Source organism: Streptomyces anthophorae (assembly GCF_049310305.1).
In the GTDB taxonomy this organism is placed as follows: Bacteria; Actinomycetota; Actinomycetes; order Streptomycetales; family Streptomycetaceae; genus Streptomyces.
In genome coordinates this window covers 1375394-1392316 of record NZ_JBLWQQ010000001.1, presented here as the reverse complement: position 1 = coordinate 1392316, position 16923 = coordinate 1375394, and the positions used below count along the sequence as shown (strand labels likewise).

The following is a 16923-nucleotide window of genomic DNA, read 5'->3' as shown; positions in this document are numbered from 1 at the left end:
GCTCCAGTCGCTGTTGAACCTTGCTCGGAATCATGCCGGGTCCGCACCCGACCACGGATGAGCCTCCCACAGTCGCAGATCCTTCCCGTGGGCCGTGGTGTCCCGCCGCCCGGCCACAGGCCAACAAGCAGTGTTCTCAAGGGTCTTCACATGGGCTGACCTCATGATCGGACGGCACGACCACTCAGGCCGACATCCGAGACACCAGGCTCATCTCGAGCACCTCGGTGCGCGGCGCCGCCCCACCGATCATGTCGAGAGCGAGGCGCGCCGCGACGTGTCCCTCCTCCACGAGTGGCTGCGCGACCGTGGTCAGCGGTGGCTGCGAGGTCTCGGCGATGGCATGGCCGTCGAATCCGACCACGGCGACGTCCCCGGGGACCTGCCGCCCGGCGGCGTGCAGGGCGGTCAGCGAGCCGACGGCGATGCGGTCGGAGCCCGCCAGGATCGCGTCGATGTCGGGGTGTGCCTCCAGGAGGCGGGTCGTCGCGGCGAGGCCGGCCGCGGTGTCCCAGCCGGTGTGCACGACGAGTGCCTCGTCGAGGCGGGACCCGAGTACCTCCGCGTAGCCGCGTCGGCGGTCGACGGTCGCCGGGTTGTCCGCGGGGCCGAGGACGACGGCCACCCGCTCGCGCCCGTCGGCGAGCACCCGCTGCGCGGCGAGGCGGGCCCCGCGCACGTCGTCGGAGTAGACCGTCGAGAAGACTCCGTCGTACGGCGAGTCGTCGAGCTGCCCGCACAGGACCACGGGCAGCCCGGTGCCCGCGAGGGATTCCAGCAGGTCACTGCCCCGGTACGGGGTGAGGTGGACGACCGCGTCGACCGAGCGGCGGCCGAAGCTGCGCAGCGCGAGCGCGCGCTCCGACTCGCTGGACGCCTGGATGATCACCGGCAGGAAGCCGCTGCCCGTCAGGCCCTCCGCGACGCCGCGCAGCACCCTGCCGTACGTCGGGTCGTCGAAGAGCTCGTCCAGCGGTTCGGTGACCAGGACGCCCACGGTCTCCGCGCGGCCGGTGGCCAGGGCGCGGCCGCGCGCGTTCATCACGAACCCGGTGCGCTCCACCGCCTCCTGCACGGCGCGCTTCGTCTCGGGCGTGACGAGGTCCGAGTCGTTGAGCGCGCGGGAGGCCGTCGCGCGCGAGACCCCCGCCTCGCGGGCGACATCGGCGATCGTCACGGAGCGCGGGGCGCCGGGCCTGCCTCGGGGCATCGGGGACCTTTCCGCACGGGCCGGGAGCCCGTGACCAGGACGAACAAAGAAGTGCGGTGCCCAGTATCGCCCAGGTGACGTGCTGTCAGGGCGGCGCGGGCGGACGCGCGAGGTGAGATCCAGGTCACATTCGGCGGCTGTTGTGACGCGTGAATGTAACCGGTTACATTCCGCATCATGACTCTCCACCTCACGGACCCGTCCGACCGGGTCCGAGCCGACCGGGACCCGGCGGACTGGGAGAACCCCGCCCTCACCGGACGCAATCGGCTGCCCGCGCGGGCGTACTTCTTCGGCTACGAATCGGCCGGGCTCGCCCGCACCATGGACCGCCGCCGCTCGCGCGGCTTCGTCGACCTCACCGGCGACTGGCGGTTCCGGCTCTTCGACCACCCCGCGCGCGTCCCCGCCGCCGCGCTCGCCGAGGAGTCCGCGGGCTGGGACACCGTGCGCGTACCGCACCTGTGGCAGGTCGACGGGTACGGGCAACTGCAGTACACCGACGAGGGCTTCCCCTTCCCGGTCGACCCGCCGCGGGTGCCCGCCGACGATCCGACCGGCGTGTACCAGCGCACCGTCGTGCTCCCCGAGACACCGGACGGCGAGCGCACCGTGCTCCGCTTCGACGGCGTCGAGAGCTACGCCGAGATCTACTGGGACGGCGCCTACGTCGGCATGACCAAGGGCTCGCGTCTGAGCGCCGAGTTCGATGTCACCGACGTGGCGCACCCCGGCACCAACCACCTCGTCGTCAAGGTGCTCCAGTACTCGGACGGCACGTACCTCGAGGACCAGGACATGTGGTGGGCGTCCGGGATCTTCCGCGACTGCTATCTGCTGAGCCGGCCTGCCGCCCACCTCGCCGACTTCTTCGTGCGCACCCACCGCCTCGCGGACGACCGCGCCGAGCTCACCCTGACCGCCAGCGCCGTCGGGCAGCCGGATGTCACCTGGGAGGTGTACGACGGCGAGCACCTCGTCGCCTCGCGCGCCGTCACGCCGGGCATCGACGCCACGCTGGTCGTCGAGGGCGCACGGTTCTGGAACCCCGAGGACCCGTACCTGTACGACATGCGCCTGACCGTGCGCGGCGAGGGTGCGACCGTCGAGCACGTGCCGCACCGCCTCGGCCTGGCGGAGGTGACCATCGTCGACGGACGCCTCCTGCTCAACGGCACACCGTTCAAGATGCACGGCGTCAACCGGCACGACCACGACGACCGGCGCGGGCGCGCCGTGGGCATGGCCCGCGTCGAGCGCGACCTGCACCTGATGAAGCAGCACAACATCAACGCCGTGCGCACCGCCCACTACCCGAACGACCCCCGCTTCTACGAACTGTGCGACCGCATCGGCCTGTTCGTCCTCGCCGAGACGGACCTGGAGACCCACGGCTTCGCCAACATCGGCGACCTCTCCCGGATCACGGACGACGAGGCGTGGCAGACCGCGTACGTCGACCGGATCGAGCGGCACGTGCTCGCGCAGCGCAATCACGCCTCCATCGTCATGTGGTCCCTGGGCAACGAGTCCGGGTACGGGCGCAACATCCCTGCCATGTACCGGCGTTGCAAGGAACTCGACCCCACACGGCCGGTGCACTACGAGGAGGACCGGGACGCCGAGGTCGTCGATGTCATCTCCACCATGTACTCGCGTGTCTCGCAGATGAACGACATGGGGGAGCACCCGCACCCCAAGCCGCGCATCCTGTGCGAGTACGGACACGCCATGGGCAACGGGCCCGGCGGACTCGCCGAGTACCAGCGGGTCTTCGAGACCTGGGACAGCATCCAGGGGCACTTCCTGTGGGAGTGGTGCGACCACGGTCTCCTCGCGCACACGGACGACGGCCGCGAGTACCACGCGTACGGCGGCGACCACGGGGACTTCCCGCACAACGGCAGCTTCTGCATCGACGGCCTGGTCTTCCCGTGGCAGGAGCCGAGCCCGGGACTTGTCGAGTACAAGCACGTCATCTGCCCCGTGCGCGTCGACTGCGCGGACGGTGTGTGCACCGTGACGAACGGGCGCTGGTTCACCGACCTGTCCGACGTGCTGGTCGTCCTCGAAACGCTGCACGACGGCCGCGTCGTCGGCTCCCGCACGCTCACCCCGGGGCCCGTGCCTCCCGGCAAGGCATGGAGCGAGGTCGTGCACCCGGACGTCGCGGCCCACGGCGAGACACATGTCACCGCCCGCGTCCTGTCCACGGCCGCGTACGAATGGGCGGAGCCCCTGCGGGAGTTGGGCCGGTACCAGACGCTCGTCGCCGACCGTCCGCGCCGCACCGCGGGGCCGGTGAAGCGCGCGGCCGTCGCCGCCGAGGCCGACGCCACTTCGCTCACCGTCACCACCCCGGGCGCCGACCGGTACACGGTCGACCTGCTCAGCGGCGACCTGTCGTGGCGCAGCAACGGGCGCGAACTCCTCGAGGAACCGCCCCGCGTCGGCTTCTGGAAGCCCCTCGTCGACAACCACCAGCAGGAGAACGACGAGCTGTGGGCGCCTCGGTTCCTCCCGCACATGCAGACCTCGACGCGTGATGTCTCGTGGCGCGAGCAGGACGGCGCCATCGTCGTGGAGGTGTCCCAGCGGATCGCGCCGCCCACCCTCGACATCGCCATGCGCACCACGCTGACCTGGACCCTCGCCGCCGACGGCGTACATCTCGCCGTCGCGGGCGAACCCGTCGGCGACTACCGCGACATCGTCCCCCGCATCGGCCTGTCCTTCGCGGTCCCGCGCGAGCTGCGCTCCGTCGACTGGTACGGCCTCGGGCCCGGCGAGAACTATCCGGACTCCCGCGCGGCCGCCACCCTCGGCCGCTGGCGCACCACCGTCGACGACATGTTCACCCCGTACGTCGTGCCCCAGGACTGCGCCAACCGCGGCGAGGTGCGCTGGGCGGCCCTCACCGACCCGCATGGCGACGGCCTCGCCGTGCGCGCGGCGGCCTCGGGTCCCTTCGCGTTCTCGGCGTGGCCGCATTCCGCGGCCGCGATCGACGCCGCGCGGCACCGCACGGACCTCGTGCCGGAGGGCCGCGTGACCGTGAACGTCAACCACCGCGTGCTCGGCCTCGGTTCCAACTCGTGGGGCAGTGAGGTCCTCGACACCCACCGGGTCCGCTTCGAGCCGTTCCGCTTCGAGCTCGACCTGCGCTCCGTGTCCGCCGCGGCGCCCCACCACGACGAAGGGACCGCACGTTGAGGATCTTCCGCGACCACGCCCACCTCGAAGAGGTCCTCGGCGGTGTCACCAAGTGGGAGCGGACGCTCCAGGCGCTGCGCACCGAGGGACGGCCCCCCGGCGTCATGTACTCGGTCGGCGACTCGCTCACGACGATGCGCGAGCGCACCGACGCGCTCGCCACGGACACCTTCGTCGCCCGCCGCCGGTACCTGTACGTCCTGTCACCCGTAGACGGGGACGCCGAGATCGAGTCGGCCCCCGTGACCACGCTCGAAGCAGCGGCTCCATACAGCGACTTGAGTGACCGTCAGCACCTGCGCGGCACGGGGGAGCGACACACCATTCCGCGCGGTGCCGTCCTCGTGGCAGCACCCGACGACGCCGTCCGCGTCCTGCCCACACCCGCGACGACGGCGGTCGTCGCCCACGTGACCGTGGAGGGCGCCACCTTCCACAACAAGTAGCCGCACCTGCCCCACTCCTCGACATCAGCTCGACATCAGACGGAGCATTCAATGACGAATCGCCGGTCGATCGGTGCGGTGATCCTGTTCAGCATGGTCATCGCGGCCGTCTTCAACTTCCGCAACGTGGTCAACAACTACGTCGCCATCGGGACGCTCGCCGCCCCGATCTTCCTGCTCGCCACGATCCTCTACTTCGTGCCCTTCACCCTCGTCATCGCCGAAATGGTGAGTCTCAACCGCCGCTCGGAGTCCGGGGTGTACCAGTGGGTGAAGTCCTCGCTCGGCGGCCGCTGGGCGTTCTTCACGGCGTTCTGCTACTGGTTCGTGAACCTCTTCTACTTCATCTCGCTGCTGCCGATCGTGCTCGTGTACGCGGGCTACATGATCCTGGGCCACGAGTGGGCCATCCAGCCGTGGCTCATCGCCGTGCTGTCCGTGGTGATCTTCTTCATCGCCACCTACGTGTCGACGAAGGGTGCCCGCTGGATCGGCAGTGTCACCTCGTTCGGGTCCACGCTGATGATGGTCATGGCGCTGCTGTTCGTCGTCGCGGGGGTGGGTGCGCTGCTCGGCGGCATCGCCCCGGCCAATGACATGTCGCCCGGCGGGATGCGCCTCGACCCGGACTCCGGCATCACGGCGTGGGCGTTCCTCGGCACGCTGGCGTGGATCATCCAGGGCGTCGGCGGCGCCGAGTCGATCGGTGTGTACCTGAACGACCTCAAGGGCGGTGTTCGCGCCTTCGTGCGCACGATCGTCGTGTCGGGCATCGCGATCGGCCTGCTCTACTCCGTCGGCACGTGGCTGATGGGTGTCTTCGTGAAGAAGAGCAGCGTCTCGTACAGCAACGGCATCTTCGTGACCATGCAGTCGGCGGCCGGACATTTCGGCCTGTCGGGCGACCTGGTGGTGCGCGGCGTCGGTCTCATCATGCTCGTCGCCACCCTGGGCGGCCTGCTGATCTGGACCTCCGCGCCGGTGAAGATCTTCTTCTCGGAGATCCCCGACGAGGTCTTCGGCAAGCGCGTCGTGGCGCTCAACGACCAGGGCGTGCCCGTCGTCGGCTCCTGGATCCAGTTCGCGATCGTCGTGCCGCTGCTGTTCATCCCGACGCTCGGCGCGGGCAGCTCGATCGACGACCTGCTGAAGATCGTCACCAACATGACGGCCGCCACGGCGCTGCTCCCGCCGGCCCTCATCCTGGTCGCCTACCTGATGCTGCGGGCCCGCTTCGAGGGCGCGGTGCGCGAGTTCCGGTTCGGCTCCCGGGCGGTGGGCCTCGGCATGTCGGTCTTCCTCCTCGTGGTGTTCGCGGTCGCCTTCGTGGCCTCCACGTTCCCCGAGGGGCAGGCTCTGTGGCTGACGTTGGCGTACAACGTCGGCGGTCTCGTCGTCTTCCTCGGCGCCTCGCTCCTGTGGTACGAGCGCTACCTGCGCCGCCTGCGGGAGACGTCCCCGGAGGAGGCCGCTGCCGAGCTGGCGCCGTCGGCCCCGGTCCGGTCCGAGGAGAACGCGCAGTCGTTGCGCGAGAGGGAGCCGGAGGGTGTGGCGACATCGGCGTAGGCCGGTGACGGGGTCCGGACCGCGCCGCCGACGTACGGGCGGCGCGGTCCGGACCCCGTCACCGTCGTCACCTGCGGCGGAGGCGCCGGTGTTCCAGGGCGAGGGCCAGGCCGTTGAGGGCGAGGGCGGCTCCGGCGAGCACGGCCTGCGGGGCGCCCTTCTTGGGCGGATCCATGAAGGCCGTTCCGGGATAGACGATCGCCGAGAGCTGGGTCACCCAGTACAACGAGGCGGCCCCGGCGGCGAGTTGCAGACGGGAGCCGGAGGCTGCACCGCCCCTGCCCCACAGTGCCCACAGCCCGACGGCGCCGAGGGCGGCCCCGGTGCTCATGGTCTGGGCGTTGTGGAACTTCGCGTGGGGCGGCCAGTTGGGGTTGTGGATGTGGGTCTCGTTCCAGTCCGCGACGTAGCTGCCGAGCATCGTGGTGACGGAGGTGAGGGACAACAGGGCGCGTCCCGTGGTGATGGTGGCCACGGATCTCCTCGGGTCGAGTCGAGTCGGGTTGGGGCGTGGTCGGTCGGGTCGGACGGGTCGATCGGGTCGATCGGGTCGGTCGGGTCGATCGGGTCGATCGGGTCGGACGGGACGGTTCGGATCGGCCCGGTCGGGTGCGGCCGTTCCGCCCGCACCGCACATCTATGAAACAACGTGTTCCACAGTACCCCTTGACCTGGGTGTGCCACACTGAGGGCGGCGAGAGGAGAGCAGCGTGACGCCGGCCCCTGACCCCACCGGGACGCCCCGGCGCGGCCCCGACGGGAGCGGCGCGGGACGCGCCGAAGGGCGCGTGGATCCTCGTGCCGCGCGCAGCCGGGCCGCGGCCCTCGCGGCGGTACGGGAGCTGCTCGACGAGGGCGGCTGGCAGGCCGTCACCCATGCCGCCGTCGCCGCCCGCAGCGGCGTCGGCCGTACCACCCTCTACCGGCACTGGCCCGACGCCACCGACCTGTTGCGCGACGCACTCGCGGCGCATCTCGCCCGCTCCCACAGCGAACCGGTGGGGGACCTGCGCGAGGACCTGCTCGCCGAGCTCGACGTGGTCCGCCGCCAGCTGCACACGCCGTCGTCCGAGCGGGCCATCCGCGTCGTGATCGAACGCGCCCGCACCACACCGGCCTTCGAGCAGCTCAAGGAGGAGCTGTACCGCGAGGGCAGCGCGGTCACCCGGGCGATCGTGCGGGCCGCGGTGGACCGGGGCGAACTGCCCGCGGACACCGACGTGTCCCTCGCCGTCGACCAGCTCCTCGGCCCGCTCTTCTTCCGCCGCCTCCTCGCGGGCGCCACGTTCGACAGCGCCCATGTGCGCACGGTGGTCGACCAGTTCCTCGCCCTGCGCCGTCCGTGCACGTAGCGGCAACTACACCGGGGCCGGTGGAGCGGGTGTGACGTAGGCGTACTGGTCCGACGACAACTCGAACACCCTGACTCGCCGACCGCCGACGGGGTTGACGGTCTCACGGACCGGACGCATCCCCAGCTTGGTCATGATCCGTTCGGAGGCGTCGTTGCCCACTTGAGTGATGCTGACGATCCGCTTCAGCCCTCGCTCTTCGATCCCGAACCGTACAGCGGCCGCGGCGGCCTCGGTGGCCAGGCCCTGCCCCCAGTGGGAACGCCCCAGCCGCCAGCCCACCTCGACCGCCGGCAGTACCTCCGGCAAGTAGTGGGGCACCGAAAGGCCGGTGAACCCGGCCAGCTCGCCGGTGGAGCGGATCTCCACGGCGAACAGGCCGAAGCCGTGTGACTCCCACTCGCGCTCCCAGGCCCGGATCCCGCTGCGGGTCTGCGGTTCGTCACGGACGCTGCCGTCGCGGATCCACCGCATGACCGCGGGGTCGGCATTGATGGCGGCCATGGGGGCAACGTCTTCCTCGCGCCAGCGACGCAGGATCAAACGGGGAGTCTCAAGCGTGACCATCCGATCATTCTGGGGCACCCAATGGGCTCCCCGGCATCCGCCCCATGCACCGGCGATGCACGCCCTAGCGCAGCCAAGTAGCCGCGTCCTGCGCCGCCTTGAGCGTCGTCTCCAGGGCCGCGCGCGCGTGTTCCTCCATGTCCGTGAGGTCGTCGGCGTCGGCGCCCGGCGTGTCGACGCGTGCGAGCAGATCGAGGACTCCCTCGGATCCGCCCAGGCGCTCCAGCGCGTGGTTCTCGGCGAGCTGGGCGTCGAGCCGTTCCACCGCGCGGGCGTAGTTCTCAAGGCCCTGCACGCGTGCCGTGACCCCCGTCCGCGCCTGCCCCAGCTGCCTGTTCCGGTGAGAAACCGTTGCGCGGCCCTCGCGACTGATGGCGGCCCTCGCGGCGAGGGCGGCGTCCGCCTCGCCCTCGCCGATCGTGCGCAGGTCCTGGGCGATACGCCACAACTGGGCGGGCAGTTCGACACGGTTGCGCACACTGTCGATGACACCGGTCGCGTGCGCCCTGGACGCCAGGACGGAGTCGACGGCGACCCGGGCGCGGTCCAGGAGCACGCCGTCCTGGGCCGCGAGGCGTTGCGGCAGGACATAGCGACCGTGGTGGCGCCGTGCCGCCTTCCATCCGTCGAGATCCTTGCGGCTCTGCGAGTGCCGCACGCGATCGCCGTGGAGACCGTCCCTGAGCTCGAACACTGCCATCCCGAACGTACCGGTGGCACCGAGCGCCAGCAGGACACCGATCAGGACCGGCAGCCAGAACGACGAACCGAAGCACAGGAAGACCAGCCAACCGAGACCGGAGGCCAGGGCCGCCCATCCGCTCGCGCGGCGCAGCGGATCGGACAGCGCGGCGGCCCGGTGGGGCGGCCGCCAAGCGGGCAACGCGCCGGGCGACGGTGCGTCGGGCGGAAAGCGGTCCACGGGCAGCATGCCGATCAGGCGCCGGTCGTGCTCGGGTACGGCCGGATCGCACACGCACCGGTTCCCCTTCGAGCGGGGTGCGCCGGTCGACGAGACATCGGGCATGCGGACATGCTGACCGGTCATGAGCGGGCCCGGGAGGGGCCGAACAGGCCACATGTCCCGCGACCCCGGCGGTTTGCGACGATCCGGCTCGCACGTCGACACACCTGCCTCAACTCCCGCTCCTTGACCGGAGGACAGGTCACCTGGACGGCGCCGCTCACTCCACCTTCTCGGCGCGTCCCTCCTCGTTCCCGCGCCGGCGGCGCACCCGCTGCGCGATCCCGTTGGAGAACCTCTCCTTGACCGAACCCGCCCGGTCCAGAGACTCGCTGCCGAAAACCATGGCGGCTCCGACGCCCCTCGCGCCTGTCTCGAGCGCCTTGTTCCTGACGTCCGTGGCCGCGTCCGCCCATCGCCTCGACTCCGCCGACCGGTCACCGGACTCGATTCCGAGGCGCCCGTGGAAGTCATGAATGCCGGTCGCGAGCTGGTTGCTCGATCGGACCACGGCAGGGGACTTGGTCGGGTGCAGCAGCACCTTGGTGTTGGCCGTGTCGGCCGCCGCGTTCATCCGGGTCACCAACTGCCCGGTGCTGCGTGAGATGAGGTTCAGCCGGTTCCGGCGGGCGGCTCGGAGCCCGAGGCGATGCCGGTCCAGCTCCTCCGGAGACGCGTCCAGCACCCGGTCGAGTTCGAGCACGGCGATCGCGTCCTGCAGCTGGAAGCAGCGGGCCAGAACAGCGAGCCACTCCCGGGCCTTGGCCTCGGCTTCCTTGGCCGTCGCGGCGAGATCACCGATCTTGGTCTCGCGCTGCACCCTCTCCGCCAGCCCGTCGAGCTGACGCAACGCGTACGCCTGGGTCCGTGCGACCGTCACCGACGTGGTCTGCACCTTCGACCAGGTGATCTCGGAGACCCGGCCCACCTGCTCGCGAACGGTCATGGCCTCCTCGATCACGAGGTCCACTCCGACCATGTCCGCCAGTACGGCGTCCTTCTGTGCGCGCAGTACGTCGTCGACCTTCGCGTCGATCCTGGAGAGGTAGTCGGTGATCTCGTCCATGGTCTGCTGCATCGCGAACTGCGCCATGACCCCCGCAACACCGGCGAGAGCGGCCGGGTTGGTCAGAAACGATCTGGGTGCCTTCGAGATCTCGACGAATCCCTTGATTCGGCCCTTTTGCCCTTTCAGCACGCCCGTGCTGAGACCCGTCTTCGAACTCTCCCTCAGCCCGTACTTCTTGACGAGCCGCGCCGACTCGGGAGTCAGCTTCACCCAGCGTCCCGAGCCTGCGGCGATCTCCGAACCCGCCTGCGCGGCCGCGGCCCCGGCGCCGAGGACGGACTTGAGGCGTTGCGGCCCCAAGTCCCTCGACGACGACAGCCCCTCCGACGCCAGGAAACGGTCGACATCCGTCGGATCCCCGATGACCGCCAGGCCGTCACCGTCACCGACCAGCTGAATCTCGTTGTCCATTGACCGCTCCAGAAGTGGTGTGATGGGAGAGGGGAGCCGACGTGCGGGTCGCGATCACCCGGTGGATCTCGAGGTGCCTGCTCGGTGGTCGCCCGCGCGCAGGAAGGGCATCGCCGCGCAGAGCCAGGTCAGGCCCACGAGCGGAAGGTACCTGAGTGACATCGTGACCGGCCGCCGGACGAAGCCGAGCCAGATCTCGCCCATGAGGCGGCGGTGCTTGACGGTCCAACTCACGGCGAGTGCGAAGAAGACGAAGCAGCCGGCACCCAGGGGCGGCAGAAGGTACGGCATCAGCGGTGAGTCGGGCGTGTACCAGTGCAGGGTGTGGGAGTCGAGATCGCGCCACGCGCCGAGGCCCGGGTCGTAGACCGCGTTGCGTTCGACGTCGTGGACAGCCTCATCGTGCGGCCCGAAGCGGAAGAGCCGGTGCCGCACCAGCCACTGTGCCCAGACGCCACCCGTCAGCGCGGCAAGCGCTGCCAGACCCCATACGGCTGTCCGCCGCTTCCCCCGCCCCATCGCACAGAGGATACGACGGGGACGGGGTCCTTGATCTGGCGGCGGGAACCCGGTGGCGGAAGATTGTCAGTGGCGTGCCGTACAACGGTTCCTATGGACAGGGAACTCGAAGCTCGTATCAACGACATCGTGGGGCTGACCGGCGTCGACGCCGAAGGCCCGACCGTTGCCGAGCAGGCGCTGGCTCAGGAGCGTGCGCGGAGAACGCGGGTGCGTGCCTGCCAGGGCAAGACCGAGTTCCTGGATCGTGAGAGCGCTGAGCGGCGGCTGAAGGAGATCCGTGACCGGCCGAGGCACACGGGCAGCGTTCCGCAGCGGGTGTACGAATGCCCGCAGTGCGGGCGCTGGCACCTCTCCTCGCGCGCGGAGTGGAAGGCGAAGCCGCCGAAGAAGCCGGCGGCCGAGCAGTCGCCTCCGTCGTCGGCCTCGTACCGCAAGCACCGCGCTCGCGCCTTGCTGCGCGGTCGGGAGGCGCTCGTGGCGGCGCACATCGCGGAGTTCAGGGAGCAGCACGGAAGAGGCCCGTCCTGGGGCTTCCTGCGGGAGTGCTTCGACTGGACGGTGGCGGAGCTCGCCGGTGTTCTCGAGTACCTCGCTCAACGTGGCGTGGTGACCTACACGGATGCTTCGTACAGCCTGGCGCTCGGCGCCACGCCGCCGGAGGACCTGCCGTCCACGCCGACCGGGCTGTCGGGGCAAGCACAGCAGGATGCCGTCGCCTGGGTCTCTGCGTACGAACGGCGGGTCGGCGGGCATCCCACCGCCGGTCGGCTGCGGGATGCCTTCCACTGGAGCGACGAAGAGCATCTGGGGCACCTGCGCAGCCTGGTCGACCTCGGCCTGCTGCGGTACGCCCCCGAGGACGGGACACTGCGCGTCGGACAGGCCGCGCCGCAGTCATGGACCGGGCGGCCGGACGAGTGAGCGCTTCGAGGGCAGGGAAACGAGTGTATGAACAGGGACGACCTGGAAGAGTTCACCACGACGTTCTACGTCGCGGCGCCCGAGGACCAGCCGTGGGGTCTGGATGCACAGCGTTTCGAAGCGGGGCTGCGACGGCTGAGAGGTCACGCCGCAACCACGCTTGTGGCGCCGCCGTTGGGCGTGGCCCCGCAGGTCGCGTTCGACGGTCACCCAGTGGTGTTCGCCGCCGACCTGGGCGTCGGGGCGGTCGAGGGGCAGTTCATGGAGGCGGCGCAGAGCCTCAATGTCGGGCCGTGCACAGCCGCCGAGGCGGCGGCACTCATCGAATGGCTCCAGAGCCTGCTGCCCGGTGGATCGCGTATGCGCTTCAACAGTGAAGAAGGGGTCGAGAGCGGCGACCTGAGTGACTACTGGATCTCAGCGGGAGCCCGGCGCGACGCGGTCGCCGAGGCACTGCTGCGCCACCTCGACGAGGTGGTGGACGACTGACGGCGGTGCGAGTGGCCGTTCAGGAATCGAGAAGCGGCGCGTCGGCGCCGGACGTAGCGTAAAGGCGTCGCCGGGAGGACCGGTACCGGTGGTCCGCAGTCGAGCCGCGTCATCAGGAGGGCATCATGCCGTACACCGTCGACTTCAAGGACGTGTCCACCGTCGGCCTGGAATCGTCTCCGGTGACCGAGGCGCTCGCTGGGCTGCGCGCCAATGAGGCGCGCTATTTCAAGAACAAGTACGACCACGAATTCACGGTCCGGCCCGCGAGCGAGGCGTCGGACGTGGTCGACCACGTGGCCCGCGTGCTCTCCGAGGAGCGCGACATCGTCATCTCCTCCCGCCCCTTGGAGGCGACCTCCTTCGAGGCGGGCGGGTTCCGGATGGCCTATGTGTTCTACGAGTCCGGCCTGGTCGTCAACGTGATGTACGGGATCGAGAGCGGAGCGAAGCGCGCGGTGGGCTTCAAGCTCTCGCAAGGCATGGACGTGCCCGAGGAGCTGGCGTCGAAGTTCAAGTTCGCGCGCCAGAAGTCGAAGCTGGCCGGAGAGATCCGCGGCTCCTTCTTCGTGATCAAGGGCGAGTACTGAGCGCTGTCGGGTACCGGGCGGCGCCGTTCCGTCATCCATCGATGGGAGGGGCATCGCAGCCGATCGGTTGATGCCCGGCGGCAGGCGGGCCGCCGATGATGGGTGTACGACATCCCTCCGCCCGCACAGGGAGACATCATGGGACTCTTTTCCCGAATGCATGAGCGAACCGCCCGGAAGATGGACGAGTCGCGTACGAAGGCCTACGAGAAGGCTCTCGCGCGAGGTGCCACGGAGCAGGATGCGGTTGCCGCGGGGGAGCGGGCCGCTCGCCGCCGTCGTCGAACGCGCCGGTCCATGCCCATGTAGCCGCGCCGCGGCGCCTTCAGGATTCGGCCGCGGGTGCGTGGTGGGCCAGTTCGGTGGCCAGGCGGCTCATGGCCGTGCGGTTGGCGCGGCGCATCACGGCGCGGACGGCGGGGGCAAGGAGTCGGTCGGCGAGCGGGGCCCGCAGCCACTTGTAGGTGAACGCGATACGGGTCCCGCCGGTCGGCCGGGGTTCCAAGGTGTACGTGCCCTGGGCCAGGCGGCGGCCGGCCGCGCTGACGTTGCGTTCCACGATGAGCCTCGGCGCTTCGGCCTCGACGACCTCGATGGCGACGTCGGCCTTGGTGCCGCCCAGGGCGGCGGTGACCGTCGCGCACGATCCGATGCCGCGGGCGGGACCGCTGTAGCGCCAGTCGGTCAGGTAGTGGTCGGTGAAGCGCTCGTGGTGAGCCATGACATCGAGGAAGTCGTAGACCTCCTCTGTCGTCTGAGGTACGTCGATCGACACGATGACAGACTTCATGTACCACACGGTACATCCCGGGTGTACCGATTGGTACACTCGCGGCGTGGTGAATACGGGCGACACGCATTCCGGCGGCAAGGTCGAGCAGGACATCCGTGGGCAGGAGCGGCGCGCGCACCTGGTCGCCGCGGCCGTCGATCACGTCGCGGCGCACGGCATCGGCGAGCTGAGCCTGCGCGGCCTTGGCACGGCGATCGGCGTCAGCCATCGCATGCTCATCCACTACTTCGGCTCCAAGGAGCAGCTCTTCGTCGAGATCGTCCGGGAGTCGGAGCGACGTCAGCGTGATCTCCTGTCCCGGTTCCGCCTGGAGCCCGGACTCTCGCCCGCCGACGCCGCGCGCCGACTGTGGCGGCAGCTGGCGGACCCTCGGCTGGCCGGTCAGGAGCGGCTCTTCTTCGAGATCTGCGGGCACGCGTTGCGGGGCCGCCCCGAAGCGGCCCCGTTCCTCGAAGGGCTCGTGAAGGACTGGCTCGAGCCGCTCGTGGCCGCCGAGATCAGCGCGGGCGCGGACCCCGCGGTCGCCCGCAACCGCGCCAGAGTGGGCCTCGCCACGGTCCGCGGCCTCCTGCTCGACCTCCTCGCAACCGGCGACCGCGAAGGCGTCGACGCGGCACTGGAGGAGTTCCTGCGGCTGTACTACGGCCCGGGGTGACGCAGGGGCGGGAGCGTGTTCAGGTGTGCCGCGCCAGCAGGGCGCGGGCCGTCGCGGCCATCGCCTCGTCGACCATCTCCCCTTCGAACGCCACCGCGCCCACGCCCCGCGCCTGCGCCTCCTCCACGGCCGCGATCAGGCGGACCGCATGGGCGAGTTCGTCCGGGTGTGGGGCGAACACCTCGTTGATGACCGGGACATGCGCGGGATGGATGGCCATCATGCCCGTGTAGCCGAGGGCCCGGTTCCGTTCGGCGAAGGCGCGCAGGCCGTCGAGGTCGCCGGTCCGTGTCCACAGCCCGGCCACCGGATGCCGAATGCCCGCCGCCCGTACGTCGAGCAGCACACGGGCGCGCAGGGCATGCGTCTCGTGGCCCTCCGGACTCCAGCGGTAGCCCACGGCGCGCTCGACGTCACCGCCCGCTCCGGTGACCGCCCCCGCGTACGCGACGCGGTCGGCGGCCACCGCGCAGCCGTAAGCGTCGCGCAGCGCGCCGGCGCTCTCCAGCAGCGGGACGAGTGCCAACTGGCCACCCGGCAGGGCGCGTTCGCGTTCGCACCAGGCGAGCAGACGGTCGGCGAGGCGGACGTCGTTGGGGCCCGAGACCTTGGGCAGCACGACGCCGCTCAGGCCGGGGCCGCACACCGCACGCAGTTCGTCCGCTGCCTCCCACCCGTCCAGCGGCCTGACCCGGACGAACAGCTCCGGTCCTGCCGGGGAGTCGCCTGCGGCCCGCCGGGCGAGGGCCTCGGTCACCTGGCGCACGGCCGCCGCCCGGTCGCCCGCGGGCACGGCATCCTCCAGGTCGAGGACGACGGCATCGGCACCGGCCGCACGGGCCTTGGGCAGCCAGTCCGTGGTCTTGTTGCCCGGCACGAACAGCAGCGAGCGCAGCGGGGCTCGGTGCGGCTGCGTGGCGGAGGCGGTCGGGAACTCAGACGACACCGTGCTTCTCCAGCTCCGTGAGTTCGTCCTCGGCCAGGCCCAGCCACTCCCCGTAGACGAGTGCGTTGTCCTGGCCCAGCGCGGGCCCGGTCCGCCAGACCGCGCCCGGCCGCTGCCGGAAGTGCGGGATGACCGACTGCATCCGTACGGGGCCCAGATCGGTGTCGTCGACGGTGACGATGTCCTCGCGCTCGGCGTAGACGGGGTCCGTGGCGATGTCGGCCGCGCTGAACACCCGGGATGCGACGACCTCGGCCTGCGCGAAGGCCTCCAGGCACTCGGCGGCCGTGCGCTCGGCCACCCAGGTCCGCAGGCCCGTGTCCAGCTCGGCCCGTCCGGCGAACTGCTGCTCCGTGGTGGCGAAGTCGGCCTCGTCATGGCCGAGGAGCACGGCCACGTTGCGGACCGAGCGCAGGGTCGCCGATGTCACCGTGATCCATTCGCCGTCCCGCGACCGATAGGTGTTGATGACGGCGGCCGGCGCGACCGCGAGCTGGTTGCCGGTGCGCTCCGGCACCGTACCGAGCTGGTCGTGCACGATGACCTGCCACTCGACGAGGCGGAACAGGGGCTCGAACAGGGCGAGGTCGATCCACTCGCCGTCGAAGTCCGGGTCGTTGTCGCGCCGGTGCAGGGCGGCCAGCACGGCGTAGGCACCCATCAGGCCCGTCACGGCGTCCCCGTGGGAGAAGCCGGTGTGCACGGGTGGTGTGTCGGCGAAGCCGGTCAGGTGCACGACGCCGCTGCGGGCCTCACCGACCTTGCCGAAGCCCGGTTCGTCGGCGCGCGACGAGGTGGCGCCGAAGCCGGAGATCTGGAGCAGTACCGCCTTGGGGTTGACGCGGTGGACGGACTCCCAGTCCAGACCCCAGGAGCGCAGCCGGCCGTTTCGCAGCGTCACGATCACGACGTCCGCCCAGGCGACGAGGCGTCGGGCGAGCTCGCGGCCCGACTCCTGGTGGAGGTCGAGCGTCACGGACCGCTTGTTGCGCCCGGCCACCTTGAACCAGAGCGGCTGTCCGTCCTTCTTCGGTCCCATGGCCCGCGCGGCGTCGCCGGCGCCCGGCGGCTCGACGTGCACGACGTCGGCGCCCTGGTCGGCGAGCATGGAACCGGCCAGCGGTCCCGCCACCACATGCGCGAACTCGACCACCTTGAGGCCTTGGAGCTGGCCCCGGCCGCCGGTTTCCTGATCCTTGCTCGACACCA

General features: G+C 70.6%; 17 protein-coding genes. 8 read left to right on the top strand and 9 right to left on the bottom strand.

The features are described from left to right. Positions 1–184 precede the first annotated feature (184 nt). A complete protein-coding gene (locus ACNYS0_RS06180) occupies positions 185–1210 on the bottom strand; it encodes a LacI family DNA-binding transcriptional regulator (RefSeq protein WP_422471647.1) in 1026 nt (341 codons plus the stop codon). 177 nt (positions 1211–1387) lie between these two features. Here ACNYS0_RS06180 and ACNYS0_RS06175 point away from each other — a divergent pair, with 177 nt between their 5' ends. From ACNYS0_RS06175 to ACNYS0_RS06165, 3 genes are read left to right on the top strand one after another with little or no spacing between them, the layout of a single operon-like run. Then, positions 1388–4423, top strand: coding sequence for a glycoside hydrolase family 2 TIM barrel-domain containing protein (locus tag ACNYS0_RS06175; protein ID WP_422471646.1), 3036 nt, complete (start codon positions 1388–1390; stop codon positions 4421–4423). Next, a complete protein-coding gene (locus ACNYS0_RS06170; protein ID WP_422471645.1) occupies positions 4420–4869 on the top strand; it encodes a NanQ anomerase/TabA/YiaL family protein in 450 nt (149 codons plus the stop codon). The genes ACNYS0_RS06175 and ACNYS0_RS06170 overlap by 4 nt, the downstream gene beginning before the upstream one ends. Before the next feature lie 51 nt (positions 4870–4920). Continuing rightward, on the top strand, positions 4921–6435 hold the full coding sequence (locus ACNYS0_RS06165; protein WP_422471644.1) for an amino acid permease: 1515 nt from the start codon (positions 4921–4923) through the stop codon (positions 6433–6435). 67 nt (positions 6436–6502) lie between these two features. Here ACNYS0_RS06165 and ACNYS0_RS06160 read toward each other — a convergent pair whose 3' ends face one another. Further along, entirely contained in the window at positions 6503–6910 is a 408-nt protein-coding gene (locus tag ACNYS0_RS06160; RefSeq protein ID WP_422471643.1) for a DUF6640 family protein, read from the bottom strand. Positions 6911–7145: 235 nt separating this feature from the next. On the opposite strand from ACNYS0_RS06160, the gene ACNYS0_RS06155 reads away from it, so the two are divergent. Beyond that, the gene (locus ACNYS0_RS06155; protein ID WP_422471642.1) at positions 7146–7787 is read left to right on the top strand and encodes a TetR/AcrR family transcriptional regulator; all 642 of its coding nucleotides are present in this window, start codon (positions 7146–7148) and stop codon (positions 7785–7787) included. A gap of 6 nt (positions 7788–7793) precedes the next feature. On the opposite strand, the gene ACNYS0_RS06150 is transcribed toward ACNYS0_RS06155, so the two are convergent. The 4 genes from ACNYS0_RS06150 to ACNYS0_RS06135 all read right to left on the bottom strand — a co-directional run bounded on the left by ACNYS0_RS06150 (position 7794) and on the right by ACNYS0_RS06135 (position 11317). Further along, positions 7794–8354, bottom strand: coding sequence for a GNAT family N-acetyltransferase (locus ACNYS0_RS06150; RefSeq protein WP_422471641.1), 561 nt, complete (start codon positions 8352–8354; stop codon positions 7794–7796). Between the two features lie 64 nt (positions 8355–8418). Continuing rightward, the gene (locus ACNYS0_RS06145) at positions 8419–9381 is read right to left on the bottom strand and encodes a hypothetical protein (protein WP_422471640.1); all 963 of its coding nucleotides are present in this window, start codon (positions 9379–9381) and stop codon (positions 8419–8421) included. Positions 9382–9538: 157 nt separating this feature from the next. Next, positions 9539–10798 carry a hypothetical protein gene (locus tag ACNYS0_RS06140; RefSeq protein ID WP_422471639.1) on the bottom strand — a complete coding sequence of 420 codons (1260 nt, stop codon included), beginning with the start codon at positions 10796–10798 and terminating at the stop codon, positions 9539–9541. Between the two features lie 54 nt (positions 10799–10852). Beyond that, entirely contained in the window at positions 10853–11317 is a 465-nt protein-coding gene (locus ACNYS0_RS06135; RefSeq protein ID WP_422471638.1) for a hypothetical protein, read from the bottom strand. A gap of 93 nt (positions 11318–11410) precedes the next feature. Between ACNYS0_RS06135 and ACNYS0_RS06130 the strand changes: the two genes are divergently transcribed. The 3 genes from ACNYS0_RS06130 to ACNYS0_RS06120 all read left to right on the top strand — a co-directional run bounded on the left by ACNYS0_RS06130 (position 11411) and on the right by ACNYS0_RS06120 (position 13320). Further along, positions 11411–12241, top strand: a complete 831-nt coding sequence (locus ACNYS0_RS06130; protein ID WP_422471637.1) for a hypothetical protein — start codon at positions 11411–11413, stop codon at positions 12239–12241. A gap of 27 nt (positions 12242–12268) precedes the next feature. Then, positions 12269–12730, top strand: a complete 462-nt coding sequence (locus tag ACNYS0_RS06125; RefSeq protein WP_422471636.1) for a hypothetical protein — start codon at positions 12269–12271, stop codon at positions 12728–12730. Between the two features lie 125 nt (positions 12731–12855). Further along, entirely contained in the window at positions 12856–13320 is a 465-nt protein-coding gene (locus ACNYS0_RS06120; RefSeq protein WP_422471635.1) for a phage tail protein, read from the top strand. Between the two features lie 325 nt (positions 13321–13645). Here the strand turns inward: ACNYS0_RS06120 and ACNYS0_RS06115 are convergent, their stop codons facing one another. After that, positions 13646–14110, bottom strand: coding sequence for an SRPBCC family protein (locus ACNYS0_RS06115; protein WP_422471634.1), 465 nt, complete (start codon positions 14108–14110; stop codon positions 13646–13648). A gap of 46 nt (positions 14111–14156) precedes the next feature. Between ACNYS0_RS06115 and ACNYS0_RS06110 the strand changes: the two genes are divergently transcribed. After that, positions 14157–14768: a TetR/AcrR family transcriptional regulator gene (locus ACNYS0_RS06110; RefSeq protein WP_422471633.1), complete on the top strand. Its 612-nt coding sequence runs from the start codon at positions 14157–14159 to the stop codon at positions 14766–14768. A gap of 19 nt (positions 14769–14787) precedes the next feature. Here ACNYS0_RS06110 and ACNYS0_RS06105 read toward each other — a convergent pair whose 3' ends face one another. Continuing rightward, a complete protein-coding gene (locus ACNYS0_RS06105; protein ID WP_422471632.1) occupies positions 14788–15714 on the bottom strand; it encodes an HpcH/HpaI aldolase/citrate lyase family protein in 927 nt (308 codons plus the stop codon). After that, positions 15704–16921 (bottom strand): CaiB/BaiF CoA transferase family protein, encoded by a 1218-nt coding sequence (locus ACNYS0_RS06100; protein WP_422471631.1) that lies wholly within the window; start codon positions 16919–16921, stop codon positions 15704–15706. Before ACNYS0_RS06100 ends, ACNYS0_RS06105 begins: the two co-directional genes overlap by 11 nt. Between the last annotated feature and the right edge of the window lie 2 nt (positions 16922–16923).

Bases quoted from the DNA above. Each gene is read 5' to 3' on its own strand.
- ACNYS0_RS06150 (WP_422471641.1), bottom strand. From the start codon at position 8,354: ATGGTCACGCTTGAGACTCCCCGTTTGATCCTGCGTCGCTGGCGCGAG.
- ACNYS0_RS06120 (WP_422471635.1), top strand. From the start codon at position 12,856: ATGCCGTACACCGTCGACTTCAAGGACGTGTCCACCGTCGGCCTGGAA.
- ACNYS0_RS06115 (WP_422471634.1), bottom strand. From the start codon at position 14,110: ATGAAGTCTGTCATCGTGTCGATCGACGTACCTCAGACGACAGAGGAG.
- ACNYS0_RS06175 (WP_422471646.1), top strand. From the start codon at position 1,388: ATGACTCTCCACCTCACGGACCCGTCCGACCGGGTCCGAGCCGACCGG.
- ACNYS0_RS06165 (WP_422471644.1), top strand. From the start codon at position 4,921: ATGACGAATCGCCGGTCGATCGGTGCGGTGATCCTGTTCAGCATGGTC.
- ACNYS0_RS06130 (WP_422471637.1), top strand. From the start codon at position 11,411: ATGGACAGGGAACTCGAAGCTCGTATCAACGACATCGTGGGGCTGACC.
- ACNYS0_RS06135 (WP_422471638.1), bottom strand. From the start codon at position 11,317: ATGGGGCGGGGGAAGCGGCGGACAGCCGTATGGGGTCTGGCAGCGCTT.
- ACNYS0_RS06180 (WP_422471647.1), bottom strand. From the start codon at position 1,210: ATGCCCCGAGGCAGGCCCGGCGCCCCGCGCTCCGTGACGATCGCCGAT.
- ACNYS0_RS06140 (WP_422471639.1), bottom strand. From the start codon at position 10,798: ATGGACAACGAGATTCAGCTGGTCGGTGACGGTGACGGCCTGGCGGTC.
- ACNYS0_RS06145 (WP_422471640.1), bottom strand. From the start codon at position 9,381: ATGCCCGATGTCTCGTCGACCGGCGCACCCCGCTCGAAGGGGAACCGG.
- ACNYS0_RS06125 (WP_422471636.1), top strand. From the start codon at position 12,269: ATGAACAGGGACGACCTGGAAGAGTTCACCACGACGTTCTACGTCGCG.